We start from the raw sequence: 24,553 nt of genomic DNA, 5'->3' as shown, positions 1-24,553 counted from the left end.
CGCGCGCTGCGCGGCGGGCCCGTACCCCCTCTACGGGCTGGTGACCTGGCCCTCCTTGAGCCACACCTTGCTGATCGCGCTCTGGCACTCCTTGTTGCCCGACTCGCAGGACAGCGTGATCTCGTTCTCGCCCTCCTCCAGGGAGATCCACGAGAACGTCCGGGTCCAGCCGGCCAGCCAGTCGTCCTTCTTGGCGCCGGCGAAGTTCTCCATGTTCAGCGCGCGGGACTGCGGCTCGCCGTTGACCGTGAGGGTCAGGTCGGCGTTCTTGCCGGGGACGCTGTACTCGACGAACAGGGTGTAGTCACCGTCCCCGGAGACCTCGGGGTTCCAGGTGGCGGACGCGCCCTCGTTGTACAGCCCGTGGACGTACGGGCCGTCGTCGGAGACCTTCGGATCGTTGCCGACGACGGCGCCGCCGGCCAGATCCAGCTTCGTCCCGTCCTCGGTGGGCGGGGCGGCCGGGTCCTTCTTCGGCTTGTCGTCGCCGTTCTTGCCGCCGTCCTCGCTCGGGCCGGGGGTGGGCACCACGGACTCCGCGTCGCCCCCGCCGACGTCGGAGGACTCGCCGTCGCCGCTGAAGAGCACCGCGGCGACGATGGCGATCACGACCGTGGCGACCACGGCGACCGCGCCGAGCATCAGCCCGTTCCGCCCGCCGCCGCGGCCGCGGCGCGGGCCCTGCTCGTCACCGCCGGGCGTGAAGGGCGGGGGCGGCGGGGGCTGGCCGCCGTAGGTCTCGGGGGCCGCGTAGTGCGGGCTGGGGCTGGCCTGGCCGTACGGGTACGCCTGCTGGGGCGGCACCTGCTGCGCGGCCTGCTGCCCCCCGTACGTCCGCTCGCCGACCGCTCTGACCTGCGTGTACGACGTGCGGGGCACACCGGGGGCGGGCGCGGTGCCGTCGCCCGGGCCGGGCGCCGCCGCGGCACCGCCCTCCGGGCGGTACAGATGGGCGAAGGGGTCGTCGTCCTCGGGCGGTGTGCCCGCGCCGTGGTTGCCGGCCGTCATCTCCCTCTCACTCCCTGGTGGGCGTTGCGTCCGCGCCGGCGAACCGCCGGCCAGGGGGCGAGCCTACCCCGTCCGGAGCACTGCCCGAGCGTTCCTTCGGTCGACTGTGGACGAAGCCACGGCGCCCGCCTGTGGACAAAACCCGCCACTAGCCGGCCCGGCGGTGCGAGCGGCCCTGCGAGCGGGCCCGCTTCTCCCGGTACATCAGCTGGTCCGCGGAGCTGAGGATCTCCTCGGTCGACATCCCGCACATCGCCCAGCCCTTGCCGATGCTCGCGCCGACCCGCACCGCCCGGCCGTCGACCCGGATCGGCGGGATGATCGCGTTCCGCAGCCGCACCGCCAGGTCCTCGGCGCCGCCGGGCGTCAGCCCGTCGGCCAGCACCACGAACTCGTCGCCGCCGAGCCGGGCGACGGTGTCGCCGTCGCGGACCGCGCCGGTCAGCCGCTGCGCCACGGCGATGAGCACGGCGTCGCCGGTGTTGTGCCCGAAGCGGTCGTTGATGGACTTGAAGCCGTCGAGGTCGCAGAAGAGCACCGCGAGCCCCTTGCCCGCGGACTCCCCGCCGCCCTCGGGGACCATCGCGTGCACGTGGTGCTCGTACGGCCCGGGCCCGGCCCACTGGTGCTCCTCGGCGCCGTCCGCGCCGAAGCCGTGCCCGTTGGTGTCGACGTCGCCGCCCGGCCCGGCGCCGACGATCGCGCGCCCGCGCGGCCCGGGCAGGCCGGCGGCGGAGTGGCTGACGGCGCCGGTGTACAGCTCCGGCGGCCGGTCGCAGAGCCGGGCGGTGAGCCGGGCGCGCAACTCGGCGGCGTTGGGCAGGCCGGTGAGCGAGTCGTGGCTGGCGCGGTGCGCGAGCTGCGCCTCGTGCCGCTTGCGCTCCTCGATGTCCTCGACGTGGGTGAGGAGGTAGCGCGGCCCGTCGGCGGCGTCGGCCACCACCGAGTTGCGCAGGGACACCCACACGTACGTGCCGTCGCGGCGGACGAGGCGCAGCTCGGCCTTGCCGCCCTCGGCGAAGGTGCGCAGCAGGGTGCCGACGTCCTCGGGGTGGGCGAGGTCGGAGAACGACAGCCGGCGGAGGCTGGAGGGCGCGCGGCCGAGGAGCCGGCACAGCGCGTCGTTCGTACGGATCAGCCGGCCGTGGTCGTCGCCGCCCATCTCGGCGACGGCCATGCCGCTGGGCGCGTACTCGAACGCCTGGCGGAAGCTCTCCTCGCTGGCGCGCAGCGCCTGCTGCTCGCGCTCCAGGCGCACCAGCGCGCGCTGCATGTTGGCGCGCAGCCGGGCGTTGGTGATCGCTATGGCGGCCTGCGAGGCGTACATCTGGAGCGCCTCGCGGCCCCAGGGGGTAGGCACCCGGCCGTTGGCCGGCTTGTCGACGGAGAGCACGCCGAGCAGTTCCCGGCCGGCGTCGTAGATCGGCGCGAGGAGCCGGTCGCCGGTGACCCAGTCGCCGGGGGCGGAGGGCGGCGGGACGACGGGGTGGGTCTGCGGGACCTCGTCGTCGTCGAGGACCCAGCCCTCGCTGTGGGGTATGTAGCGCAGCTCGCCCCATTCGACGCCCATGCGCAGCCGGCGCTCCCACGCCGCGCGCGGGCCGACCCGGCCGGCCATGATCGCCTCGGCGGTGGGATCGCCGCCGACGGCGGCGACGACGAGGTCGCCGTCGGCCCGTACGAGGTTCACCGCCGACACCTCGTAGCCGAGGGCCACGAGCCCGTCCGCGACGCTCTGGAGTGTGTCGGCAAGGCTGCGCGTCTGGTTGAGGTCCGCGAGGACCCGATGCAGCCGGCGCAGGCTCGCCAGCCTTACGTAAGGCTCGGCCTCCGTCTCCATACCTGCCCTCCCGTCTCGCCCCGACCTCGGCGGGAGACCCCCGCGTGGAATTTCACCCAACGACACGGCCACTGAATCACAGGCAGCTCTTCGGCGGGTACACAGGGTCAACATTGGATGCTCTCTGTGACTCAAGTCACAGGCTGGAGCGGTGTGGACGGGCGCGCGGCACACCGTCGCGCGCCGGTCTCCATCCGTCCTTCAACCGTCTTCACCGCACGCGCGTTCTATGGTCTTCTTGGAGGACAAGCAGCGACAAAAAGGGGTGGGGATGACCAGTGGGTGGAGGCGTCGCGGGCGCGGACCGAGCGGGAAGCGCGCCGCCGAGGAAGCCTTAGCCGAAGCGGCGATTGAGGCGCGCGTCCAGTCCTTCGGCCCGTACGGACGCGGCATCGTCAGCGGTGCCGACCTCACGCCCGACGGCGCCGCCAGGACCGCCAAGCAGCTCTACGACGCGGGCGACCGGGACGGCGCGGTGGCGCTCTGGCGGCAGGCGGCCGAGGCGGGCAGCGCCAGCGCCGCCGCGGACCTCGTGATCGAGTGCAGCGCCGACGGCGACTACGCCGAGGCCCTGCGCTGGTACCGCACCGCGCGCCGCCGCGGCATGGACATCCCCCCACACGACCCCGGCGTGCGGCTGCGCAGCCTCGGGCAGCACCGCGAACGCGCCGCGGAGGGCTGGTGGCGCACCGCGGCCGAGAAGTTCCAGGACGACCGCAGTTGCGAGTACCTCGGCATCTCGCTGCGGGAGCGCGGCGAGACCGCGGAGGCCGGGACGTGGCTGGCGCAGGGCGCCGCCCGCGGCGACGCCGCCTGCTCGCGGGAACTCGCCGTGCTGGCCGGACTTGCCCTGGACAGCGCCACCAGCGCGGACGCCCGCCAGGCCGCCGGGCTCGCCATGCTGCACTGGGCGCGCCTCGCGGCGGACGGCGGCGACGCCCGGGCCCGCGAGTATCTGCGCAACCTGGGCGTGGACGGCTGACCCCGGACGGGGAGACCTAGGACTTCGCTCCGCCCTCGGCCCGATGCCAGGGGCGGACCCGTCCCGTTACGGTCGGGGGCGTGCTGCATGAGACGCGAACGGTGGCCCATCCTGGTGGGGTGAGCGAGGACGAGTTCCGGGCGGCCATGAGCCGGCTGGCCGCGGGCGTGGTGCTGGTCACCGCTTACGACCCGGACCCCGGACTGGACGGCGAGGACGTGGGGATGACGGCGACCGCGTTCCTGTCGGTGTCCCTGGACCCCCCGCTGGTGATGGTCAGCGTGCGCAACGGCTCACGCATGGACGAGCTGCTGACGGAGCGGGAGGAGTGGGCGGCCTCGGTGCTGTCGGAGAGCCAGCGGCACATCGCCGGGCGGTTCGCGATGAAGGGGCGGATCAGCGACCGGCTGCTCTTCGACGACATCCCGTACACGCGGGGCGGGGTGACGGGGTGCGCGCTGGTCGGCGGGGCGCTGGCGACGGTGGAGTGCCGCACGGAGCAGCGGGTGGTGGCGGGGGACCACACGCTGGTGATCGGGCGGGTGCTGAGCGCGGCGCAGCCGAGCTCGGACGGGAGCCCGCTGACGTACTTCCGGGGCCGCTACCGGACGCTGGGCTGACGGCGGGGCGCCGCCGCGGGGGCGGCTGGGCGGCGGCGGGCGCCTCCCGCGCTACGGGCCCCAGCCGCGGCCCGTACGGCCGCGCTTGACGTCCGACCGCTGCTTCTTCTCCCGCAGCCGGCGCTCGTTCACGCCCCGCGGCACCCTCCGCTTCCGCCGCGGCGCGGGCGGCGGCGCGGTGGCCTCGGCGAGCAGCGCGGCGAGCCGCACGGCGGCCGCCTCGCGGTTGCGCCACTGCGACCGGTGCTCACCGGCCCGCACCACGACCTGCCCGTCGACGAGCCGGTCCGCGAGGCGCTCCAGCGCCCGCTCCTTCCACACCGGCGGCAGCGAGCGCGTGGCGGCGAGGTCGAAGCGGACCTCGGCGCGGGTGTCGCTGGTGTTCACATGCTGGCCGCCGGGCCCGGAGGCGCGGGAGAAACGCCACACCAGCTCGGCCTCCGAAAGGGCGACCGAGCCGCGGATGCGGTAGGGACCGGACATGCCTCCCATGATCCCGCGCAGGTGTTCGGCCTGTCACGCGGTTTGCACCGCCCGGAACCGGCCCGGAGGCGGGGGGCGTACGGTACGTGGAACCGGGTAGGGCACATCCGGCGTTGAGGCTCGTAGAAGAAGGCTCCGGCACGTGGAGCCAGAACCAGGAGGGGACTTCCCATGCCCGTAAGCCTGTCCAAGGGCGGCAACGTTTCGCTCACGAAGGAAGCCCCCGGGCTGACCGCCGTCACGGTCGGACTCGGCTGGGACGTCCGCACCACCACCGGGGTGGACTTCGACCTCGACGCCAGCGCGATCGCGGTGAACGCCGAGGGCAAGGTCTTCTCCGACCAGCACTTCATCTTCTTCAACAACCGGCAGTCGCCGGACCAGACGATCGTGCACACCGGTGACAACGTGACCGGTCAGGGCGAGGGCGACGACGAGCAGATCAGCGTCAACCTGGCCGGGCTGCCGGCGGACATCGACAAGATCGTCTTCCCGGTGTCGATCTACGACGCGGAGAGCCGCAGCCAGAACTTCGGCCAGGTGCGGAACGCGTTCATCCGGGTGGTGAACCAGGACGGCGGCACGGAGATCGCGCGCTACGACCTCTCGGAGGACGCGGCGACCGAGACGGCGATGGTCTTCGGCGAGCTGTACCGCAACGGCGCGGAGTGGAAGTTCCGCGCGGTGGGCCAGGGCTACGCCTCGGGCCTGACGGGCATCGCGCAGGACTTCGGCGTCAACGTCTGAGCCGGTAGGGGTCCGCAGGACACCGGATTACGCGGAGTGGCCCGTCGCGCGGTAGCGCGGCGGGCCGCTTGTGGCTTCGGGTCAGAACTCGGCGGTGTCCAGCTCGAAGCCGAAGGGCTCGGGCAGCATGATCTTCATACCGAGTTCGGCCTTCGCGGCCCGGGCATAGTCGTCACTGCCCGGCTCGGTGTGGACCCAGGCAACGCCTGCCTCGCGATCGACGAGTACATAGGACGGGATCCCCGCACGGGCGTAGCCGCGCAACTTCCTGGCTCGGTCGTTGTGGGCCGTGGACTTCGACGTGACTTCGACGACGAGCAGGACAGGACCGGGGTCGTGCCACTCACGGTCGTTCTGGAAGCTCCTCCTGGGGGCCACCACCACATCGGGGATCACCCTGTCCTTCGGGTCTGCACCTGGGAGGAGCAGGCCGATCCCGGTGTACATCCTGAGATCCCTGCAATGGTCACGGATCTGCTCGGTCACCCCGGAGATGCTCTCTTCGTGCTCACCGTTGGCCGGAGGCGACACGTGGATGTGCCCTTCGATCAGTTCCACGCGCCGCCCCTGGGGGGCAGCCGCGCTTGCCGCGAAGAAGACTTCCTCGACTGCGTCGTCTGCAGGCACGAGCACCTCGCGCTCAGGTCGTCAATGCCATGGGTGACCTCCTTCGTGGAAGGACGCCCTCAGCGTAAGCGAGTCCGCGAGACAGGATCAGGCGCCGGTTCACCCGAACGGGCGTTCAGTGACGTTTCTGCAGGTCATCCACCGCCCTGACCTCCACCCCCACCTGCGCCGCGAAGGCCGGGGCCAGCGCGAGGAGCTGCTCCGGGCTGATCACCGCGCCGGCCAGGCGGTCCACGCCGCGCTCCAGCGACAGCTCCGCCGCGCCCCGCAGATCCACGTCCGCGAGCCGCGCGCCGGACAGGTCCGCGCGCTGCACCGCGCAGCCCGGGAACGACACCCGCTCCAGCCGGGCGGCGGCGAAATCCGGCTCCGCCAGCACGCAGTCCTCGAACACGACGTCCGTCAGCCTCGCCCCGCGCAGGTTCAGGAAGTCCGCCTTGCCGCCCCGCACCACCACCCGCTCCAGCGTCGCCCCGGGCAGCTGCACCCCGCCCAGCCGGGTGTCCGTCAGCTCCACGTCCCGCAGCATCGCGTCCGCGAGGTCCGTGCCCGCGCCGCGGACCTCCTCCAGCACCGTGTCGATCAGCCGCGCGTGCGGCAGCCGGGCCCCGTCCAGCACGCAGCGGCGCAGCGCGCAGTCCATGAAGCGGGCGCCCGCGGCGTCCGCCCCGGTCAGGTCGAGCCCGGGGAACTCCAGTGCGTCGTAGTCCCCGTCGGGCTCCAGGGCGGCGCCCCCGCCGGCCCCGTCCCCGTACGTCCCCAGGGCCTCCGGCAGCCGCACCTCCGGCCGCCGCGGCGCCTTGATCGTCCTCTGCCGCGTCATGCGCTCCATCGTGACGTACAGCACTGACAGCGGCCCCCTTGTCACGTTCCGGCCCCTCCCATCCGTCTTGACCAGAGAACGTGCAACACCAGCAGGCGAGGAGCACCTCATGCGACGACGCATCTCCGTGATCGGCGGCGGGCTGGCCGGGCTCACCGCCGCCCTCACCGCCGCCGAGGCGGGCGCCCGGGTGACGCTGTACGAGGCGCACAGCAGCCTCGGGGGGCGCGCCCGTACCGCGGACGCGCCCTACCGCACCAACGAAGGGCCGCACGCGCTCTACTACCGCGGCCCGCACTGGACCTGGCTCAAGCAGCACGACCTGCTGCCCGCGATGGCGCCGCTCCCGCCCCTGGAGGGCTCCCGCTTCCGCTTCCGCCGCGACGGCCGGCTGCGGAAGGTGCCGCCGGCCGCGATGCTGCGCCTGGTGCGCCGCCGCGACGCGCCCGTGGACCGCGACTTCCACAGCTGGGCCGCCGGAATCGCCGGCGAGGCCGGCGCCCGGGCCGCCGCCCGCTACAGCGCGGTGGCGATCTTCCACCACGACCCGGGTTCGCTCTCCGCCGCGTTCGTCCTGGAGCGGCTGCGCCGCGCCACCGCGCTGCCGCCGGAGGCGCACTACCCGGCGGGCGGCTGGGGTTCTCTCGTCGGCCTGATGGCGAGCCGGGCCTGGGACATGGGCGTACGCATCGAGGTCGGCGCCCGCGTCGGCGAGCTGCCGCAGGACGGGCCCGTCGTCGTCGCCACCTCCCTCCCGGCCGCCCGCACGCTCCTCGGCGACGCGTCGCTGACCTGGCCCTCCGGCCGTACGGCCCTCGTCGACCTGGCCGTACGCGAGCGCCGCGGCGACGCCTTCGTCGTCTCCGACCTCGACTCCCCCGGCTGGCTGGAGCGGTTCACCGCCCAGGACCCGGCGCTGGCCCCGGCGGGCGAGCAGCTCATCCAGGGCCAGGTGCCGGTGGCGCCGGAGGAGGGCCGGGCGGCCGGGGTCGCGCGGGCGGAGGAGCTGCTCGACCTCGGCTACCCGGGGTGGCGGGACCGTACGGTGTGGCGCCGGGAGGCGCTGGCCGCGGGCCGTACGGGGGCGGTGGACCCGGTGGGCAGCACGTGGCGGGACCGGCCGCGGGTGGACCGGGGCGGCGGGGTGTACCTGGCGGGGGACCAGGTGGCGGCGCCGGGGGTGCTGAGCGAGGTGTCGTTCGCGAGCGCGATCACGGCGGTGACGCTGGCGCTGGGGGAGCGGCGGCTCGGGGCGGTGGCGTAGGCGCAGGCGCGGGAGGCCGGGGGGCGGGGGATCGGGGGCGGTTCGCCCGGCCGGCGGGCGCGGGCCGCGGTCCGCGTCCGTCCGGCCGGGCGGCCGGTTCCCGGGGCCGGGCGGCCCCGGCCTCGGCGGCTGGCCGGGCCCGGCCCGGCGCTTGACCTGAAGTTATGTTGAGGTTGTCCACTGGCCGTATGCACGCCATACGACTTCACGCCTTCGGCCCCGCCGACAACCTCGTCCACGAGAAGACCGACGACCCCGTACCCGGCCCCGGCCAGGTCCGTATCGCCGTCGCCGCGGCGGGAGTGCACCTCCTCGACACCGCCCTCCGCCGCGGCGAGACCGGCGGCCCCATGCCGCCCGCCGACCTGCCCACCATCCCCGGCCGCGAGATCGCCGGCACCGTCGAGTCCCTCGGCGACGGCGTCGACCCGGAGTGGCTCGGCCGCCGCGTCGTCGCCCACATCGGGCTCAGGCCCGGCGGCTACGCCGAGCTGGCCGTCACCGAGGCCGAACGGCTGCACGCGCTGCCCGACTCCCTCGACGCCGCCGAGGCCGTCGCGATGATCGGCACGGGGCGTACGACGATGGCGTTCCTGCACTTCGCCGCGGTCACGGCGGACGACGTCGCGGTCGTCACCGCGGCGGCGGGCGGCGTCGGCTCGCTGCTCGTGCAGTCCGCGCGCAACGCCGGGGCGTACGTCGTGGGCCTCGCCGGCGGTCCGGAGAAGGTCGCGCGCGTACGGGACCTCGGCGCGGACACCGCCGCCGACTACACCGACCCGGCCTGGCCCGCGCACGTACGCGCCGCCCTCGGCGACCGCCGGGCCACCGTGCTCCTCGACACCGTCGGCGGCCCCGCCGCCCGCACGGCGGCCGACCTCCTCACGCGGGGCGGGCGGCACCTGGTGCTGGGCTGGTCCTCGGGGGCGCCGCTGGAGTTCACGGAGGCGGAGCTGGCGGAGCGGGGGATCACGTCGCTGAACGTCCTCGGCCCGGACTGGCTCAGCCGCATCGGCGGCGAGAACCCGCTCCGGCGGATGGAGGAGGCGGCGCTGACGGAGGCGGCGACGGGGCGGTGGACGCCGCTGGTACAGCGGTACCCGCTGGCGCGGGCGGCGGAGGCGCACCGGGCGCTGGAGACGCGGGGGACGGTGGGGAAGGTGGTGCTGGAGCCGTAGCGGGCGGGCGGCGGCAGGCGCCACCTCGCCGCGCATCCGGCTCCGTACCGCGGCGCGCTCGTCGGCAAGCTCTTCCTGGAGCGGTACGAGCCGCAGGCGGCGGCCGAAACGGTTCGTACCGGGCGGTGACGGCCGCGGCAGGACGTACCGTTCGGGTTGTGGGCGTAGATCGAGAGGGCGGCCGGGGCCCGGACCCGGCGGAGCTGCGGCTCCGGCCGCCGCACCACCGGGTCGACCGCCGGGCCGTCGCCTGGTGGCGTACGCGGCTGCTGCTGGCGGCGGCGGTGCCGACCGGGGTGCTGGCGGTGCTGGGCGCGCTGGTCGGACCGGCCCGGTTCTGGCTGCTGCTGGCGGGCGCGGGGGTGGCCGCGGCCGGGCTGGGGACGGGGCTGGGGCTGCCGCTGTGGTACTACCGCGTGCACCGCTGGGAGGTCACGGACGACGCGGTGTACGTGCGCACCGGCTTCTTCTGGGTCGACTCGCGGATCGCGCCGATGTCGCGGATTCAGACGGTGGACACCGAACGGGGGCCGTTGCAGCGGGCGTTCGGGCTGGCGGCGGTGACGGTGACGACGGCGTCGGCGAAGGGGGCGCTGCGGATCGAGGCGCTGGACCACGAGGAGGCGGCGGAGCTGGCGGAGCAGTTGGCGCTGGCGACGCAGAAGACGCCGGGGGACGCGACGTGAGCGGCGCGGACACGGAGGCGGTCCCCGACCCGGCGCGGGAAGCACCCGCGGACGGGGGTACGGACGGGGGCGCGGCACCGGACGCGAGTGCGGACGCGGGCACGGGCCCGGACGCGAGCGCGGATCCGGGCACGGGCGCGGACACGGGCCCAGGCGCGAGTACGGACCCGGGCGCGGGCTCGGACGCGGACCCGAGCGCGAGTACGGATCTCGACGCGGGCGCGGGCCCCGAGGCGAGCACAGACCCGGGCACGGGCGCGGGTGCGAGCGCGGACCCCGACGCGGGTATGGGCCCCGGCGCGGGCCCGGACGCGGGCGCGGACCCCGACGCGGGCACGGACCCGGGCGCGGACGCGAACACGGACCCCGACCCGGACCCGGGCCCCGGCGCCGACGCCCGTACCGCCCCAGACTCCCCCGCCGCCGGCTCCGGCTGGCGCCGCCTCGACCCCCGCTCCCTCCTCGTCACCGCCGAACTCCTCCTCGGCGCCGCCTTCGGCGCCGGCGTTCCCGTCGGCGCCGGGCTCGCCGCCCATCTCGACTTCCGCGCCGCCGTGGCCTGGACCCTGGCCGGGTGCGCGCTGCTCGTCGTCGGCGGGCTCGCCGTGGACGTGCTGCGCCTGCGCCACACCCGCTACCGCGTCGGCGCCGAGCGGGTCGAGTTGCGTACCGGCGTGCTGTTCACCACCCGGCGTTCCCTCCCCCGCGACCGGATTCGCTCGGTCGACCTCACCGCGCACCCGCTCCTCCGCCTCCTCGGGCTGGTCAAGGTCCGTATCGGCGCGGGTGACCAGGCCGCCGGGGGCGAGTCCGCGCTTCAGCTGTCGCCGGTGCGGCGTGCGGAGGGCGAGTCGCTGCGGCGCACGCTGCTGCGCCGCGCCCCGGCCGCCGGCGACTCCGCGGGGCCCGCGCTCGCCGCCGTCGCCCCCGGCTGGGTCCGCTACGCGCCGCTCTCGTTCCTCACCCCTCTCCTCGCGCTCACCGGCTGGGGCGCGGTGATGCAGGTCAGCCAGTGGTTCGGGGCGGAGGAGACGGTCGTCGACTGGGTGCGGGACACGTTCAGCCCGCTGCCGGCGCTGTGGACGGTGCTGTCCCTGGGGTCGATCCTGCTGGCGTCGGGGTTCGTGGGCGCGCTCGGGCTGTGGACCGAGATGTGGTGGAACTACCGGCTGGAGCGCGAGCCGGACGGCACGCTGCGGGTGCGGCGCGGGCTGCTGACGACCCGGTCGATATCGCTGGAGGAGGCGCGGCTGCGCGGCGTCGACCTGGTCGAGCCGCTGGGCGTGCGGCTGGCGGGCGCGGCCCGGGTGGAGGCGGTGGCGACCGGCCTGTCCCGCAGGGACAGCGAGGAGAACGACCTCAGCACCCTGCTGCCCGCCGCCCCGCGCGCCGTCGCCGACGCGGTGACGGCGCGGGTGCTGCGCGCCCCCGTCGCCCTGACCCGGCCGGAGCTGACCCCGCACCCGCGGGCCGCGTTCGCGCGCCGGCTGCGGTGGTCGCTGGGGGCGGCGCTGGTGCCGGTGGCGGTGCTGCTGGGGCTGGCGGCGGCGCTGTCGGTGCGGGGCCTGGCGTACGCGGGGGCGGCGGTGGCCGCGGTGCTGCTGCCGGCGGGCGCGCTGCTGGCGCGGGACGCGTACCGGAGCCTGGGGCACGGGCTCGCGGGCCCGTACCTGGTCGTCCGCAGCGGCACCCTGCGGCGGTCCACGGTGGCGCTGCGGCGGGACGGGGTGGTGGGCTGGACGGTGCGGCAGTCGGTGTTCCAGCGGCGGGTGGGGCTGGTGACGCTGCGGGCGACGACGGCGGCGGGGGCGCAGGCGTACGCGGCGTACGACGTGGGCGAGTCGGCGGGGCTGCGGTTCGCGGAGGAGGCGGTGCCGGAGCTGCTGACGCCGTTCCTGGCCGTGCCGGAGGCGACGCCCGGCCCGGCCGCGGCGGACCCGGCGGACCCGGCGGCCGTACCTTCCGTGCGCGCGGGGGGCGACGCTCGCTGAGCGGTCTTGTCCGGGCCGGTGGGGTCGCGTGCGGACTTTATTGGTCTCTACCTCTTGACCGTCCACCGCCATTGGATAAGGTCTAGACCAACACCCGGTCGCCCGCACGCAGTCGACGGCGCACGCAAGCAGCGCGCGAGCGGACGGCCCCTGGACCACCCGTGGCCACATGCACGTCCTCCCCATGTCACGCGACCCCAGGAGTTGACATGCACACGAAACGAAGAATGGCCGCACTGGCCGGCGCGGCGCTCGCCCCCGTCCTGGCCGTGAGCCTCCCCACCGGCTCGGCCAGCGCACACGGCTGGGTCACGTCCCCGTCCAGCCGGCAGGACCAGTGCGCGCAGGGCGTCGTCAGCTGCGGCGCGATCCAGTGGGAGCCGCAGAGCGTCGAGGGCCCGAAGGGCCTGACCAGCTGTAGCGGCGGCAACGGGCGGTTCGCCGAGCTGAACGACGACAGCAAGGGCTGGCACGTCACCCCGGTCGGCAACTCGACCACGTTCAGCTGGCACATCACCGCCAACCACCGCACCAGCACCTGGCAGTACTTCATCGGCGGCACGAAGATCGCAGAGTTCAACGACGGCGGCGCCCAGCCCCCGGACAACGTGTACCACAACGTGGACTTCGGCGGCTTCAGCGGCCAGCAGAAGGTCCTCGCCGTCTGGAACGTCTACGACACGGGCAACGCCTTCTACTCCTGCATCGACGTCAACATCGGCGGTGGCGGCGGCGACCCGGGCCCGGGCGACCCCGACGAGTGCACCGCGGCGCCCTGGAGCTCGGGCACCGTGTACAACGGCGGCGACCAGGCCACCCACGCCGGCCACACCTGGCGCGCGAAGTGGTGGACCCGGGGCGAGACGCCCAGCGCCGGCAGCAGCGTGTGGGAGGACCTCGGCCCCTGCGTGTAAGCGCCTAGGCGTACGCCACGGACAGGTGTACGGACCGCGCCCCGCCACCACGGACGGCCCCCCGGTGGCGGGGCGCACCGGCGCGCCACCGGGGCGCCGTCACCCGCCGCCCGCCCCCGGGCCGTCGTCCGGCCGCTCCGGCACCGGCGGCGGGGACGGGGGCGGGGGCGGCGGCGGAGCTGCGGCGTGGACGGTGAGCCCCGAGATGTCGCGGGCCTGGACGACCGAGCCGTGGTGGACGCTGCCGCTCACGACGTTCGTCACCGTGCCCGCCCCGTCCCCCGGCAGCGGCGGCAGCGCCTCCAGCCACGCCCGCAGCCCGGCGCGGAAGTCCGCGTCCAGCGCGGCCCGTACCGCCAGCGCCGTGCTCAGCGCCTGCGCCCGCGCCTCGTCCGACGGCTCCGCCGCCAGCCGCGCCAGCTCCGCCGCCCCGGGGGAGCCCCCGGCCCCGGCGCCCGCGTCACCGCCGTCACCGCCGTCACCCCCGGCTCCTTCGTCTCCCCCGGCCCGCCGGAACGGCCGCCGCACCAGCCGTACGAGCCCCTCCCACGACTGCCGCCCGATCTCGCCGCCCGCCCCACCGGCCAGCGCCACTAACAGCCCCACCGACACCGGATCCACCCGCACCACCCACTCCTCCGCGCTCCCCGCCCGGGACGCCCGCCGAAGGCCGCGAAAAAAATTCCGCCGGGATGTCGAGAACCCGCGCGCGGCTCCGTCCCCGGAGCGAACACGGCCCACAATGGGGCCGTACCAGGCGAGGAGACCATCATGGCCAAGTACCTGCTGCTCAAGCACTACCGCGGCGCCCCGGCGAGCGTCAACGACGTACCGATGGACGAGTGGGAGCCGGAGGAGGTCACGGCCCACATCCAGTACATGCGGGACTTCGCCGCCCGGCTGGAGGCCACCGGCGAGTTCGTCGACGAGGCCGCGCTCTCCCCCGAGGGCACCTTCGTCCGCTACGACGGCGAGGGCCGCCCGCCGGTCACCGACGGGCCGTTCGCGGAGACCAAGGACCTCATCGCCGGCTGGATGATCATCGACGTCGAGTCCTACGACCGCGCCGTCGAGCTGGCCGGCGAGCTGTCCGCCGCCCCCGGGGCGGGCGGGAAGCCGATCCACGAGTGGCTCGAACTCCGCCCGTTCTACGGCGTGCAGCCCGCGGCCACCGCCACCGAGTGAACGAGTCGCTGCTCCGGGAGCTGGTTCCCGAGGTGATAGGTGTCCTCGTCCGCCGCGGAGCCGGCTTCGCGGCGGCCGAGGACGCCGTCCAGGACGCCCTGGTCGAGGCCGTGCGGCGCGGGTGGCCGGACGGCGAGGCCCCGCGGGACCCCAAGGGGTGGCTGATCACGGCGGCCTGGCGCAAGTTCCTCGACGCCGTACGGGCCGACACCTCCCGGCGGCGGCGCGAGGAACTGGTCGACGCCGAGCCCCCGCCCGGCGAGGGCGCGGCCGTGGACGACACGCTCCAGCTGTACTTCCTCTGCGCGCACCCTTCCCTCACCCCCGCCTCGGCCACCGCGCTCACCCTGCGCGCGGTCGGCGGGCTGACCACGCGGCAGATCGCGCGGGCCTACCTGGTGCCGGAGGCGACCATGGCCCAGCGGATCAGCCGCGCCAAGCGGACCGTCGCCGACGTCCGGTTCGACCAGCCCGGCGACGTCGCCACCGTCGTGCGCGTGCTCTACCTCGTCTTCAACGAGGGCTACTCCGGCGACGTCGACCTCTCCGCCGAGGCCATCCGCCTCACCCGCCAGCTGGCCGCCAGGACCCGCCACGAGGAGGTGGCGGGTCTACTGGCGCTCATGCTCCTCACCCACGCCCGCCGCCCCGCCCGCACCGCCGCCGACGGACGGCTCGTGCCGCTCGCCGAGCAGGACCGCGGCCTGTGGGACACCCGCATGATCGCCGAGGGCGTCGGGATCCTCCAGGCCGCGCTGGCCCGCGACCGCCTGGGCGAGTTCCAGGCGCAGGCGGCCGTCGCCGCGCTGCACGCCGACGCCCCGACCGCCGCGGAGACCGACTGGGTGCAGATCGTCGAGTGGTACGACGAGCTGGTACGGCTCACCGACAGCCCGGTGGCCCGCCTCAACCGGGCCGTCGCCGTGGGCGAGGCCGACGGCGCGCAAGCGGGCCTGGCGGCCCTGGCGGAGCTGGACGACGGGCTGCCGCGGTACACGGCGGTGGCGGCGTACCTGCACGAGCGCGCCGGCGACCCGCGGACCGCGGCCCGCCTCTACGCCCGGGCCGCCCGCACCGCGCCCACCGTCCCCGAACGCGACCACCTCACCCGCGAGGCCGCCCGCCTCAACGCCCGGCTCCGCGGCTGACCGGCCGCGCGACGTGCCCCCGAACCGGCGCACCCCCGCCGCGGGCAGCGACGGGGGTGCGGGCGCGGGCCGTACCTACACCGAAACCCGCTCGTCCTCCACGGCGCCCGCGCCGGCGTCCCCGTCCCTTTCACGGTCCGCGGCAGCGTCCCCGGCGGCGGGTGCGCCCGCGTCCTTGTCCGCTCCGTGGGCGTCGTCGCCCGTGCCCGCCACCCGCCGCGGCAGCGTCACCGCCAGGACGATCATCAGCGCGGCCAGCGCGGCGGCGGTGCCGAAGGCCAGCTTCATCCCGCTGACCTCGGCGTCCAGCGGCGCCACGCCGTCGGCGGCCAGGCCCTCGGCGCGCGCCGACATCACGGTCACCACCAGCGCCGTCCCCAGCGCCGCCGCGACCTGCTGGAGGGTGCCGAGGATGGAGCTGCCGTGCGAGTACAGGTGCGGGGGCAGCGCGCCCATGCCGAGCGTGAAGACCGGCGTGAAGGTCGCCGCCAGGCTCACCATCAGCAGCACGTGCAGGGCGAGGATCTGCCCGTACGGCGTGGACGTCGAGATCTGCGTGTAGCCGGCGAGCCCCAGCATGACGCCGGCCGAGCCCGGCACCACCAGCACGCGGCTGCCGAACCGGTCGAAGACCCGGCCCACCGTCGGCCCCAGCAGGCCCATCGCCAGCCCGCCGGGCATGACCAGCAGCCCGGTCTCCAGCGGGCTGAGGCCGCGTACGTTCTGGAGGTACAGCGGCAGCAGGATCATCGACCCCATCATCGCCAGGAAGCCGATCGCCATCACGGCCAGCGACCGGGTGAACGCCCCGTGCACCAGGGTGCGCAGGTCCATCAGCGGGGTGCCGGAGCGCTGGAGCTTCAGCTGGCGCAGGGCGAAGACGGCGATGGCCGCGATCCCGGCCACGGCGACGCCGATGCCCAGCGCCCGGCGGTCGCTCTCGCCGACCAGGCTCAGCCCGTACACCAGCCCGCCGAAGCCGAGCGCCGCCACGACGACGCTGAACCAGTCGATCGAGCTGATCTCGCGCTCGCCGACGTCCTCCAGCCGGCGCAGCCCGAACACGGTCACCGCCGCCGCGATCGGCAGCACGACCACGAACAGCAGCCGCCAGGAGCCGACCTCCAGGACGACCCCGGACACCGTCGGCCCGAGCGCGGGCGCGACCGACATCGCCAGCGTGACCTGGCCCATCACCTTGCCGCGGTGCTCGGCGGGCACCACCGTCATCAGCGTGGTCATCAGCAGCGGCATCATCACCGCCGTGCCGGCGGCCTGCACGATACGGCCCGCCAGCAGCACCGCGAACGTCGGCGCGACGGCGGCCACCAGGGTGCCCGTGAGGAACGTGCCCATGGCGAGCGCGTAGGCCCGGCGGGTGGTGACCCGCTGGAGGAACCAGCCGGTGACCGGGATCACCGCGGCCATGGTGAGCATGAACGCGGTGGACACCCACTGCGCGGCCTGCTCGGTGACGTGCATGTCCTCCATCAGCCGCGGGATGGCGTTGATCATGATGGTCTCGTTGAGGATCACCACGAACGTCGCCAGCACCAGCAGCCGCACCACGGTCGGCGTCCGGCCGCCCTCCGCGGTCTCCGCGGCGCCGGATCGCCCGCCGCGTTTCGCTATCGCAGCTCGTACGGCTCGCATGTCAGCTCCTCGCTGGGGTTCCTGATCACAGTCACCTCGCAGCCGAGGGGCCGCCGGACTGGATGGGTCGGTCGCTTCACCGAGACAGACCGGCGGGCGCACCGGAACTCATCGGCCAGGACGAGGGTGCCACGTCACAGCGCGCGGCGCCTCCGTATTTCCGCGCAGGTCAGAGGCGTCGCCGAGGACGCGGATGGAGCCCCCTGTCGGATTCGAACCGACGACCTACGCTTTACAAGTTGTCCGATCTTGATTCGCAGGCGTCCGCAGACGTCCACGATCCCGCCGTCGGGGCCGGTCAAACGGAGTGCCGGATGTACACGGACGCCAGTGAACCAGCCCGGACGGCGGGGTGATCGAGACCACAAGTGAGACCGCGTATGCGCTGACTGGGCGCAGCCGGCGTGGGTCGGATGTCAGTGGGGCCTGCTGGAATGGCGCCGGAACAACAAGACGTCCGCACCCCGGTGAGCGCCACGGGTGACAGGCGAAACGTGAGCTTGACACGATCACTTGCTCATGGTTGCGAGCTAGGGCGCGTTCTCCCTGGCCAGAGCACCAGTCGCGTCGGGACCGCACTTCGGAGGCACGCCGCCGTCAGCCCACGTTGCAGACCGCACCACACCGGTGGTGGACCCTTAACTTTTCGCGTGATAATTTCTGGCACATGGATAACGGTGGGACTGAGCGCATCCGTGAGGCGCTGGCTGACCTGTGCGAACCCTTGCATGACGTCTTCGCTCAGGCGGGTGCTTCCAAGATCCTCAAGCCTCCAGACGAGGCGGACGGCGATCACCAGGACGAGGCGGACAGCGATGAGGTGCCAGACTTCTCTGGTCCTGAGTACGGGTGGTTCAGGACGCACGCTGTGCGCGCCCATGCCCACTTCTACCTGTCACGACGCAACCTGGATCCGTGGACTCTCGCGGGCAATCACAAGCGCAATGGCGAGTTGTGGCTTGCAAACGGGGCGTTCGAGCTTCGGATCCTCCACGGCGTGGCCAACGACATCCCGAAGCCCGGCTACAACCTCGCCCGGCGCGCGTACTACCGGAACAGGCCCCTTGGGGGGACGCCCTTGTTCGGCGTTCAGGAGACCATTCCCGGCTTGGAGCATCACAGGCTCCTGATCCTTTGGCACGTGGGCCCGACGGGCGAACCCGCGCTGCGCGTGGTTCGGCCGATCGGCGATGTGATGACCGGCAGACGGGTTCCTGTCGATGTCGATTTCACCCTTCCGCCCACGGCGGCCGAGTTGGAGCAGATGCAGTTCGACCCATCAGACGATGACATCTTCCTAAATATCGCAGATGAGGAGGAGGGTAATGACTTCGGTGCTGGCGGCATCTCCGGGTGAACGCCTGCGCACACTGAGGGAACTGATGGGTATGACACAGGCTCAGGTGTCCGCAATGACCGGCGTAGCATCCTCATGGATCTCTGACGTGGAGAACGGCCACGCGGATCCACAGGACGACAAGCTGCAACTGATCGCGAAGGCCACAGAGACGCCCGTAGGGTTCTTCTATGTCCAGCCAAGGGCCGTCCCTCTGGATTCTCTCCGATTCAGAAAGCTTGCTTCTGCTAAGCGGACGCTGACTAAACGAGTGCATGCGCTCTACAGTGAGAGCTACCGAGTGTCGGACGACCTGATCAACCTGGAGCGCTACCCCACCCCCCCTCTCCCCTTTGCGGATGCCGAGACACTCGAAGCGGAGGACATTGAGGTCTTGGCCGATCAGACGCGTATCGCGCTGCGTCTAGCACCAGACAAGCCGATTCCCCACCTCACACGCGCACTGGAGCGTGGAGGCGTTGCCGTAGCCCCTATGGTCCTCTCGGACCACGCGGGCTCGGACGAGCCAGCAGCAAACGGGCATTTTGGGGTCTCTTATTGGAGCGGACTTGGCGACACTGCACTTATTGGCTACTTTCCAGCGAGCGGAGACCGGGATAGATTTACATTGGCCCACGAGCTTGGGCACCTCGTTCTCCACACCTTCCGCCCTCGGGCTAAGGATGCCGAAGGCGAGGCGAATCGCTTTGCGTCAGCCCTGCTTGTGCCATACGCCAGAGCACGAGAAGAGCTGAATGCAGAAACAACACTGACGGAGTATGCCCGCAAAAAAGCCAACTGGGGAATTTCGATCCAGGCTTTGATTATGCGAGCCGCCGCAGTCGAGAGGATCGACAAGACCCGCGTGCGATCTCTCTACGTCCAGTTGTCTCAGCGCGGTTGGCGTAAGCAGGAACCTGTCGAAGTAGGACAAGAGGAACCTCTGCTGCTGTGGACACTGCTTCAACGTCAGTTCGGAGATAGACCCTATCTTCCTGGTGCAGAGCATCTGGCGATTCCTCCAGCGGTTCTTCGTTCGATCGCCCCTACGCCGAGATCGAAGAAGAGATCCAAGAAACCGCCTACGCCCGGCACGGATAGAGTAGTTGACGGCGATAACATCGTGCAGTTCACCGGAAAGCAAACTTCTCGACCAGGAGACTCTTCTCGGCTAGCTCGCTGACGCGCATACAGCCGTCTGGCTTCCATCGAAAACCGACGCCCCATGCAGTTAGGGGCGTCGGTTTTCAAGCCCTCGGGACGTGCGCCAGACGAGCGCACGCACCTTCCGGCTCGGCAAATTTACAGCCCCCGCGACAAGCGCCTCTGACCTGCTGCGCTCGTGCGCTGGTCGGTCGCTGCCCCACTGGTGCCCCACGCCAACCATCGGGCGTCACCACGAGTCACCATGCAGAGACCGGCCCTCGAGACCTCCGGGAGCCGGTCGCGTTGTGCCGCCGAGGTGGGCCTACATGGCCGCGTAGTTGCCCACCATGTCGGTGAGGCCGTACATCCACTGAGCGATCCCCACGCCAGCACAAACCATGATCGCGCGAACGCGGTTCCTGATGCCCTTCACGAAGCTCCTTGAGGTTCACGTCCAGTCGCGCCCCGTAGATCGGGAGCGCAGGGGGGACGCTACTCGGACCCTGAGGTCATCGCGGCAGGTACCGGAAGGTAATACGATCTTCGCTCCGAACGCTACCCAGACGACCCGCTGACGACGCTGTCACGCAGCTTGCGCGGGCGGCAGCTCACCTTGCCGCTCCACGCTGACACTGGGACGTGCCACTCTTGACCCGTAGAGCTTGGCCAGGCGAGCAGAAGGGGAAACGAGTGGCGCATCAGGCGAGCCCTCGGGGGACTTACCTGGAGATCGCGGCAGAGGTGAAGGTGCAGATTGCGGACGATCCGGATATGACAAGGCTGCCGCCGGTCGCAGACCTCATGCAGCGCCGCAGGGTCTCGCGGGGAGTCGTGCTCCGGGCGTTCGACGTGCTCCGAGAGGAAGGCATCGCGGAACCCGTGCCGGGTGGACGCTGGCGCGTCATCCGGGCTGGCGAGCAGGTCGACCGCCGCCCGCTCGACGAGCGCATCGCAGACGTCATCACGGCTGATGGGCTCGCAGCAGGGGATGCGTTCCCTAGCGCCTCAGCTCTGGCCGGGCGGTTCGGAGTCTCACGCCCCACCGTGACCAAGGCGCTCGACAAGCTGGAAGCCGCCGGCGTGCTGGCGAGTGAAGGACAAGGCAAGACGCGGACCGTCCGCGCCGCCGTACCGGCTCAGGAGGAGGGTTAGATTGTCGGACCTGGTGGAGTGGGCCTATCCCCTCGCCGAGTCGCTGCTTGCTGATCCGCTGCCGCGCCGGTGGGCGCACTCGCGGGGCGTGGCACAACGGGCGCGTACCATCGCGCCCATCCTTGGGGACGATGCTGAGCTGCTGGAAGCGGCTGCCGTACTGCACGACATTGGTTACTCACCCGACCTTGCCAAGACAGGGTTCCACCCCCTCGACGGGGCCCGCTACCTCCGGGACGTGGCCACCCCCGACGAGCGGATCGTGAACCTGGTCGCGCACCACTCCTGTGCGTGGCTGGAGGCCGACGCGCGCAGCCTGCGCGACGAGTTGGAAGAGTTCCCTCGCGAGCATGCGCACCTGAACGATGCCCTGTGCTTCTGCGACATGAACACCACGCCGGACGGTACGCCGACGAACCCCATCGACCGAGTGAACGAGATCACCGGACGGTACGGACCAGAGAGCCTGGTCGGAAAGTTCATCCGACGAGCGGAGCCCGAGATCCTCGCGAGCACGTCGCGAGTGCTCGAACGGGTCGCTGCTGTGAAGCGTCAGCCGATGTAGGGAGCCACCCGGGCCCGGTCTGTAGCGTGCTCGATGCGGAGCCGCATCGTGGGGTGGATGTCGAGCTGTGACAGGTCCGCTGGGTCGACCCAGCGGACCTGTGTCGTCTCGTTGCTCGTACGCAGCTCGCCGCCGACCGGCCGGGCGCGGAAGCACATGCTGAACTGCTGACGAACCTCACCGTCGTCGTACTGCATCAGGTGCCCGGGGTCGGTGTAGATCCCGGACATGTCGACCACTTCGGCCTTGATGCCCGTCTCTTCCCAGACTTCGCGCACGACGGTGTCAGAGATCGACTCGCCAACGTCGTGCCCGCCACCCGGCAGAGCCCAACGGCCATTGTCGGACCGCTGGATCATCAGCACCTGCCCTGCGTCGTTCTGGACGAACGCCACGACTGAGGGCACCACGGAGTTGGCCGGCGGGGCGTCGGGGTCGTGAAGGTAGTCGATGCGTCCCATGCCTCAAGCTCCTGTGATGTCGTGCTCGGTCACTGGCCTTGCGCCTTCCCAGGTCTGCTGCACGCTGTTGGCGAACGTGTCGAAGAGCCCCCCGCCCGGGAGTCGCCGAAGGTGAAGCACCGGAGCCAGGTAGGCACCGATACCGTACACGTGTGCGTTGACCAGCATCTCGTCATCTGCACGGTAGACCGAGTTGTAGAGCACGGTGTCGTGCAGCCGAAAGGCGATTTCGGGGTGGCTGGTGAACAGCGGGCGATAGTTGACCAGTGCGTTACGGATCTTGCCATCCATGATCCGATGCCCTTCATCAACACCACGGCGGATGACGGCTTCGCACTCGGGATCGCCCATCAGCACGCGGATCGTGACCTTCCGCGACTTCGCCTTGAGGACCGACAGGAACCGCGGGTCCTCAGCTAGCCCGATGCCGGCGTAGACGAGGATGTCGATCTGCCGCGTTGCGCGCTCGCACATCTGCCGCCACAGGTCGGTTGGCACGACATGGCGATGCGGATACGCCGTCAGGATCTCCGCCTTGCACAGGTCAGTCGCGCTGTCGACAGCACGCGAATCGTCTTCCCACAGCGTCGTCACGTCCACGCCGAGCACGGATGCAGTGGCGTACTGATGGCGCCGATACGGCACCTTGCCCTGCGTGATCCACCGCTCGACCGTCTTCGGGTTCACTTCGATCGCTTCGGCGAGCTGATGCACGGTCATGTTCCGCGCTAAGAGGGTCGACCTCAGACGCTCGTTGGACATCTGCACCCCCGAGGGGACGTCTAGGGACTTCTGGACGGTAGCGAGATCTACCTGAGCTGTCCACGCATGAGGTGACCAACTCCCCTGACCTGCGGCGATTCTGATGGTGCACCAAGAAGTCCCGACGCAAGACCCGGAAGTTCAGCCGGTGCGCTTGACCCTCCTTATGCAGTACCTGTAAAACAGGTACTGCAACGCCTCGGCGGTGCTCCCGAACCGGAGCCCACGGGAAGCGCAAGCCCCTTGTCAACTGAACAGACGTACCCCGGAGCCATGACGCGCTGGCGCCTCCGAGTAAGAGATCTGCGGAGGGGCGCTGTACAGGTGGCGTCCTCTGGTCACCCGGGATCAGGCAACAGCGACAAGCCGTAGGCCCTGCCTGTGCGACTCGTACGCACCTTTTCCGATGCCGCCCCCTGCCGGGGGTGGGGTCGTGATCCATGCGCACAGGTGAGACAAGGGCAAAGATCGCGGGCCCCGTCTGCCCCTCTCGAAAGACGGACCGCGTGGCCGATGGCCACGCCCGCCAGTCTTCTTCCCTGCGATCTGCTGGGAGGTCGGTGTGTACCGACGACCACGACGACTACCAGGGCGCCGCCGGTACGGACCGGCCGGCGGCGCCGCAGACCTCACGGTCCGCCCCTGGTTCCGCCGCGATGCCGCGGTGGGCCGGCTGCCTCTCCCGTCCGTTTGCGTCTGCGCGGCTTGCCTGGTGGGCGGCGGACGGGCGGGAGTGCGGGGAGCCGGAATCCCGAGGAGAAGACTTCATGACCACCACACTCATTGCTGTTCTGGGCACGCTCGCCGGTGCTGTGGTCGCCGGGCTCATGCAGCACCTCACGACGGCCCGCGCCGCGCGGAACGCGACGGCTGAGCGGCGCCGGCAGGCGCTCGCCGAGGCTGTTCCCGCGCTGCTGGCCGCGATCGTGACCCACCGCGAACACCAGTGGCTCAAGGTCGCCGCCCGCCGGGAGCTCCAGCCCGACACCGCCGAGGCGCGGCAGGCCCGCTACGCCGCCCGGTCGGCGGTCACCAGCGCGATGGACACGCTGTACATGGCCACCACGGACCGCGAGCTGCTGGCCATGGCGCAGGCCGCGGTCGACGCCGCGATGGCGATCGGCGACGTACCGGACGACGAGCGCGATGAGGCCGGGCTGCGGGCCCGGCAGGCACACACCGCGCTGCGTGAGACCGCCGCCAAGGCGCTGTACGGCACCCGGATCTGACGGACCGTCTGCGGCCCCGGCCCACCGGCCGGGGCCGTCGGGCAGTCGGCCAGAACAGGCCGAACCCAACAAGAGGAGATCTCTGATGAGTGACCACCGCATCGACGGGATGCCCGACTACCTGACCCGGACCGCTCAGCTGTGCCAGGGCGTCGAGGACACCAGTGACCCGAGGTACGCGGAGTACCACAAGAACATGAACGAGGTTCTGGACGAGATGCACCCCAGCGACGACCAGAACAAGTAACGCCCGGCACCACCCGCCCCCGGCATCACGCCGCAGGGGCGCGGTGGCCGGCTGCCTCTCCCGCCCGTACCCCGACCCGCGCATGCGGCGGGGGACGGGCGGGGGCGCGGGGAGTCGGAAAGTCCGGCGCCAAAGGGCGGCCCCGAGAGGTGCTGGAACACCTCCCGGGGCCCTGATCAGCTCACCTACCAGTCAGGGAGTGATCGGTATGGAGCGTAGCAACGCGCTCGCGGAGATGGAGGCTGCGCAGCAACGGGCGGCGCAGGCATTAGCGGCGTCGCAACAGGCCACCGCTCAAGCGGAAGAGGCCGCGCAGAGGCTCGCGGCGGCACAGCAGTCCGCCGGCAATAGCGGGAGTGACCGCGGCTGAGCGGCTGCCTGTCCTGCCCGGCGCCGGCCGGGCAGGGCGGGGAGCCGGAATCAACCTCGGGAGTGCTCATGCTTGACGTTCCTTACCCCCAGCAGCGCATCTTGGTCCGCGCCGCCCGCCGGCCGGACCAGCGTGT

Annotated in this window: 26 protein-coding genes; 17 read left to right on the top strand and 9 right to left on the bottom strand. The window is 72.2% G+C overall.

The window, feature by feature from the left end; genetic code table 11:
• Positions 1-30 precede the first annotated feature (30 nt).
• Positions 31-1,008 (bottom strand): hypothetical protein, encoded by a 978-nt coding sequence (locus ACHZ99_RS30180; protein ID WP_420307991.1) that lies wholly within the window; start codon positions 1,006-1,008, stop codon positions 31-33.
• A 148-nt stretch (positions 1,009-1,156) separates the two neighbouring features.
• On the bottom strand, positions 1,157-2,848 hold the full coding sequence (gene cdgB, locus ACHZ99_RS30175; protein WP_420307990.1) for a diguanylate cyclase CdgB: 1,692 nt from the start codon (positions 2,846-2,848) through the stop codon (positions 1,157-1,159).
• 271 nt (positions 2,849-3,119) lie between these two features.
• Between cdgB and ACHZ99_RS30170 the strand changes: the two genes are divergently transcribed.
• Together ACHZ99_RS30170 and ACHZ99_RS30165 are read left to right on the top strand one after the other, a co-directional pair.
• A complete protein-coding gene (locus tag ACHZ99_RS30170; RefSeq protein ID WP_420307989.1) occupies positions 3,120-3,830 on the top strand; it encodes a hypothetical protein in 711 nt (236 codons plus the stop codon).
• 146 nt (positions 3,831-3,976) lie between these two features.
• The gene (locus tag ACHZ99_RS30165) at positions 3,977-4,450 is read left to right on the top strand and encodes a flavin reductase family protein (RefSeq protein WP_420308034.1); all 474 of its coding nucleotides are present in this window, start codon (positions 3,977-3,979) and stop codon (positions 4,448-4,450) included.
• A 51-nt stretch (positions 4,451-4,501) separates the two neighbouring features.
• Here ACHZ99_RS30165 and arfB read toward each other — a convergent pair whose 3' ends face one another.
• The gene (gene arfB, locus ACHZ99_RS30160; protein ID WP_420307988.1) at positions 4,502-4,933 is read right to left on the bottom strand and encodes an alternative ribosome rescue aminoacyl-tRNA hydrolase ArfB; all 432 of its coding nucleotides are present in this window, start codon (positions 4,931-4,933) and stop codon (positions 4,502-4,504) included.
• 171 nt (positions 4,934-5,104) lie between these two features.
• Between arfB and ACHZ99_RS30155 the strand changes: the two genes are divergently transcribed.
• A complete protein-coding gene (locus ACHZ99_RS30155) occupies positions 5,105-5,680 on the top strand; it encodes a TerD family protein (protein WP_420307987.1) in 576 nt (191 codons plus the stop codon).
• An 81-nt stretch (positions 5,681-5,761) separates the two neighbouring features.
• Here the strand turns inward: ACHZ99_RS30155 and ACHZ99_RS30150 are convergent, their stop codons facing one another.
• Together ACHZ99_RS30150 and ACHZ99_RS30145 are read right to left on the bottom strand one after the other, a co-directional pair.
• Positions 5,762-6,307 (bottom strand): Uma2 family endonuclease, encoded by a 546-nt coding sequence (locus ACHZ99_RS30150; RefSeq protein ID WP_420307986.1) that lies wholly within the window; start codon positions 6,305-6,307, stop codon positions 5,762-5,764.
• A gap of 115 nt (positions 6,308-6,422) precedes the next feature.
• Positions 6,423-7,130, bottom strand: coding sequence for a pentapeptide repeat-containing protein (locus tag ACHZ99_RS30145; RefSeq protein WP_420307985.1), 708 nt, complete (start codon positions 7,128-7,130; stop codon positions 6,423-6,425).
• 109 nt (positions 7,131-7,239) lie between these two features.
• Here ACHZ99_RS30145 and ACHZ99_RS30140 point away from each other — a divergent pair, with 109 nt between their 5' ends.
• The 5 genes from ACHZ99_RS30140 (at position 7,240) to ACHZ99_RS30120 (ending at position 13,163) form a co-directional block, all read left to right on the top strand.
• Complete coding sequence (locus ACHZ99_RS30140) at positions 7,240-8,394, top strand: NAD(P)-binding protein (RefSeq protein WP_420307984.1); 1,155 nt, start codon at positions 7,240-7,242, stop codon at positions 8,392-8,394.
• A 188-nt stretch (positions 8,395-8,582) separates the two neighbouring features.
• The gene (locus ACHZ99_RS30135) at positions 8,583-9,572 is read left to right on the top strand and encodes a zinc-binding dehydrogenase (protein ID WP_420307983.1); all 990 of its coding nucleotides are present in this window, start codon (positions 8,583-8,585) and stop codon (positions 9,570-9,572) included.
• 158 nt (positions 9,573-9,730) lie between these two features.
• Positions 9,731-10,258 carry a PH domain-containing protein gene (locus tag ACHZ99_RS30130; RefSeq protein ID WP_420307982.1) on the top strand — a complete coding sequence of 176 codons (528 nt, stop codon included), beginning with the start codon at positions 9,731-9,733 and terminating at the stop codon, positions 10,256-10,258.
• Between the two features lie 287 nt (positions 10,259-10,545).
• Positions 10,546-12,249 carry a PH domain-containing protein gene (locus ACHZ99_RS30125; RefSeq protein WP_420308033.1) on the top strand — a complete coding sequence of 568 codons (1,704 nt, stop codon included), beginning with the start codon at positions 10,546-10,548 and terminating at the stop codon, positions 12,247-12,249.
• A gap of 209 nt (positions 12,250-12,458) precedes the next feature.
• Positions 12,459-13,163 carry a lytic polysaccharide monooxygenase gene (locus tag ACHZ99_RS30120; protein WP_420307981.1) on the top strand — a complete coding sequence of 235 codons (705 nt, stop codon included), beginning with the start codon at positions 12,459-12,461 and terminating at the stop codon, positions 13,161-13,163.
• A 99-nt stretch (positions 13,164-13,262) separates the two neighbouring features.
• On the opposite strand, the gene ACHZ99_RS30115 is transcribed toward ACHZ99_RS30120, so the two are convergent.
• A complete protein-coding gene (locus tag ACHZ99_RS30115) occupies positions 13,263-13,790 on the bottom strand; it encodes a hypothetical protein (RefSeq protein ID WP_420307980.1) in 528 nt (175 codons plus the stop codon).
• A 144-nt stretch (positions 13,791-13,934) separates the two neighbouring features.
• Between ACHZ99_RS30115 and ACHZ99_RS30110 the strand changes: the two genes are divergently transcribed.
• Entirely contained in the window at positions 13,935-14,348 is a 414-nt protein-coding gene (locus tag ACHZ99_RS30110; protein WP_420307979.1) for a YciI family protein, read from the top strand.
• Positions 14,345-15,496 carry an RNA polymerase sigma factor gene (locus ACHZ99_RS30105; RefSeq protein ID WP_420307978.1) on the top strand — a complete coding sequence of 384 codons (1,152 nt, stop codon included), beginning with the start codon at positions 14,345-14,347 and terminating at the stop codon, positions 15,494-15,496. The genes ACHZ99_RS30110 and ACHZ99_RS30105 overlap by 4 nt, the downstream gene beginning before the upstream one ends.
• A gap of 75 nt (positions 15,497-15,571) precedes the next feature.
• On the opposite strand, the gene ACHZ99_RS30100 is transcribed toward ACHZ99_RS30105, so the two are convergent.
• Positions 15,572-17,149, bottom strand: a complete 1,578-nt coding sequence (locus ACHZ99_RS30100; RefSeq protein ID WP_420307977.1) for an MDR family MFS transporter — start codon at positions 17,147-17,149, stop codon at positions 15,572-15,574.
• 667 nt (positions 17,150-17,816) lie between these two features.
• Between ACHZ99_RS30100 and ACHZ99_RS30095 the strand changes: the two genes are divergently transcribed.
• The 4 genes from ACHZ99_RS30095 to ACHZ99_RS30080 all read left to right on the top strand — a co-directional run bounded on the left by ACHZ99_RS30095 (position 17,817) and on the right by ACHZ99_RS30080 (position 21,348).
• Entirely contained in the window at positions 17,817-18,506 is a 690-nt protein-coding gene (locus tag ACHZ99_RS30095) for a hypothetical protein (protein ID WP_420307976.1), read from the top strand.
• Complete coding sequence (locus tag ACHZ99_RS30090) at positions 18,475-19,668, top strand: XRE family transcriptional regulator (protein ID WP_420307975.1); 1,194 nt, start codon at positions 18,475-18,477, stop codon at positions 19,666-19,668. Before ACHZ99_RS30095 ends, ACHZ99_RS30090 begins: the two co-directional genes overlap by 32 nt.
• A gap of 653 nt (positions 19,669-20,321) precedes the next feature.
• Positions 20,322-20,783 carry a GntR family transcriptional regulator gene (locus ACHZ99_RS30085; RefSeq protein WP_420307974.1) on the top strand — a complete coding sequence of 154 codons (462 nt, stop codon included), beginning with the start codon at positions 20,322-20,324 and terminating at the stop codon, positions 20,781-20,783.
• 1 nt (position 20,784) lies between these two features.
• Entirely contained in the window at positions 20,785-21,348 is a 564-nt protein-coding gene (locus ACHZ99_RS30080) for an HD domain-containing protein (RefSeq protein ID WP_420307973.1), read from the top strand.
• On the opposite strand, the gene ACHZ99_RS30075 is transcribed toward ACHZ99_RS30080, so the two are convergent.
• Both ACHZ99_RS30075 and ACHZ99_RS30070 read right to left on the bottom strand, forming a co-directional pair.
• Positions 21,336-21,809 carry an NUDIX domain-containing protein gene (locus ACHZ99_RS30075; protein ID WP_420307972.1) on the bottom strand — a complete coding sequence of 158 codons (474 nt, stop codon included), beginning with the start codon at positions 21,807-21,809 and terminating at the stop codon, positions 21,336-21,338. The genes ACHZ99_RS30080 and ACHZ99_RS30075 overlap by 13 nt on opposite strands.
• Before the next feature lie 3 nt (positions 21,810-21,812).
• A complete protein-coding gene (locus ACHZ99_RS30070) occupies positions 21,813-22,529 on the bottom strand; it encodes an XRE family transcriptional regulator (protein WP_420307971.1) in 717 nt (238 codons plus the stop codon).
• Between the two features lie 809 nt (positions 22,530-23,338).
• Between ACHZ99_RS30070 and ACHZ99_RS30065 the strand changes: the two genes are divergently transcribed.
• The 3 genes from ACHZ99_RS30065 to ACHZ99_RS30055 all read left to right on the top strand — a co-directional run bounded on the left by ACHZ99_RS30065 (position 23,339) and on the right by ACHZ99_RS30055 (position 24,417).
• Complete coding sequence (locus tag ACHZ99_RS30065) at positions 23,339-23,800, top strand: pRL2-23 (RefSeq protein ID WP_420307970.1); 462 nt, start codon at positions 23,339-23,341, stop codon at positions 23,798-23,800.
• A gap of 85 nt (positions 23,801-23,885) precedes the next feature.
• A complete protein-coding gene (locus ACHZ99_RS30060; protein ID WP_420307969.1) occupies positions 23,886-24,047 on the top strand; it encodes a hypothetical protein in 162 nt (53 codons plus the stop codon).
• 208 nt (positions 24,048-24,255) lie between these two features.
• Positions 24,256-24,417, top strand: a complete 162-nt coding sequence (locus tag ACHZ99_RS30055; protein WP_420307968.1) for a hypothetical protein — start codon at positions 24,256-24,258, stop codon at positions 24,415-24,417.
• Positions 24,418-24,553: the final 136 nt, after the last annotated feature.

The sequence above is a fragment of the Streptomyces sp. MAR4 CNX-425 genome (assembly GCF_048656465.1).
Taxonomy (GTDB): domain Bacteria; phylum Actinomycetota; class Actinomycetes; order Streptomycetales; family Streptomycetaceae; genus Streptomyces.
The sequence above is the reverse complement of the archived record's forward strand: the minus strand, read 5'-3'. Positions and strand labels throughout refer to the sequence as shown.

Bases quoted from the DNA above. Each gene is read 5' to 3' on its own strand.
- ACHZ99_RS30180 (WP_420307991.1), bottom strand. From the start codon at position 1,008: ATGACGGCCGGCAACCACGGCGCGGGCACACCGCCCGAGGACGACGAC.
- cdgB (WP_420307990.1), bottom strand. From the start codon at position 2,848: ATGGAGACGGAGGCCGAGCCTTACGTAAGGCTGGCGAGCCTGCGCCGG.
- ACHZ99_RS30170 (WP_420307989.1), top strand. From the start codon at position 3,120: ATGACCAGTGGGTGGAGGCGTCGCGGGCGCGGACCGAGCGGGAAGCGC.
- ACHZ99_RS30165 (WP_420308034.1), top strand. From the start codon at position 3,977: ATGAGCCGGCTGGCCGCGGGCGTGGTGCTGGTCACCGCTTACGACCCG.
- arfB (WP_420307988.1), bottom strand. From the start codon at position 4,933: ATGTCCGGTCCCTACCGCATCCGCGGCTCGGTCGCCCTTTCGGAGGCC.
- ACHZ99_RS30155 (WP_420307987.1), top strand. From the start codon at position 5,105: ATGCCCGTAAGCCTGTCCAAGGGCGGCAACGTTTCGCTCACGAAGGAA.
- ACHZ99_RS30145 (WP_420307985.1), bottom strand. From the start codon at position 7,130: ATGACGCGGCAGAGGACGATCAAGGCGCCGCGGCGGCCGGAGGTGCGG.
- ACHZ99_RS30140 (WP_420307984.1), top strand. From the start codon at position 7,240: ATGCGACGACGCATCTCCGTGATCGGCGGCGGGCTGGCCGGGCTCACC.
- ACHZ99_RS30135 (WP_420307983.1), top strand. From the start codon at position 8,583: ATGCACGCCATACGACTTCACGCCTTCGGCCCCGCCGACAACCTCGTC.
- ACHZ99_RS30125 (WP_420308033.1), top strand. From the start codon at position 10,546: ATGGGCCCCGGCGCGGGCCCGGACGCGGGCGCGGACCCCGACGCGGGC.
- ACHZ99_RS30120 (WP_420307981.1), top strand. From the start codon at position 12,459: ATGCACACGAAACGAAGAATGGCCGCACTGGCCGGCGCGGCGCTCGCC.
- ACHZ99_RS30110 (WP_420307979.1), top strand. From the start codon at position 13,935: ATGGCCAAGTACCTGCTGCTCAAGCACTACCGCGGCGCCCCGGCGAGC.
- ACHZ99_RS30100 (WP_420307977.1), bottom strand. From the start codon at position 17,149: ATGCGAGCCGTACGAGCTGCGATAGCGAAACGCGGCGGGCGATCCGGC.
- ACHZ99_RS30095 (WP_420307976.1), top strand. From the start codon at position 17,817: ATGGATAACGGTGGGACTGAGCGCATCCGTGAGGCGCTGGCTGACCTG.
- ACHZ99_RS30090 (WP_420307975.1), top strand. From the start codon at position 18,475: ATGACTTCGGTGCTGGCGGCATCTCCGGGTGAACGCCTGCGCACACTG.
- ACHZ99_RS30075 (WP_420307972.1), bottom strand. From the start codon at position 21,809: ATGGGACGCATCGACTACCTTCACGACCCCGACGCCCCGCCGGCCAAC.
- ACHZ99_RS30070 (WP_420307971.1), bottom strand. From the start codon at position 22,529: ATGACCGTGCATCAGCTCGCCGAAGCGATCGAAGTGAACCCGAAGACG.
- ACHZ99_RS30065 (WP_420307970.1), top strand. From the start codon at position 23,339: ATGACCACCACACTCATTGCTGTTCTGGGCACGCTCGCCGGTGCTGTG.
- ACHZ99_RS30060 (WP_420307969.1), top strand. From the start codon at position 23,886: ATGAGTGACCACCGCATCGACGGGATGCCCGACTACCTGACCCGGACC.
- ACHZ99_RS30055 (WP_420307968.1), top strand. From the start codon at position 24,256: ATGGAGCGTAGCAACGCGCTCGCGGAGATGGAGGCTGCGCAGCAACGG.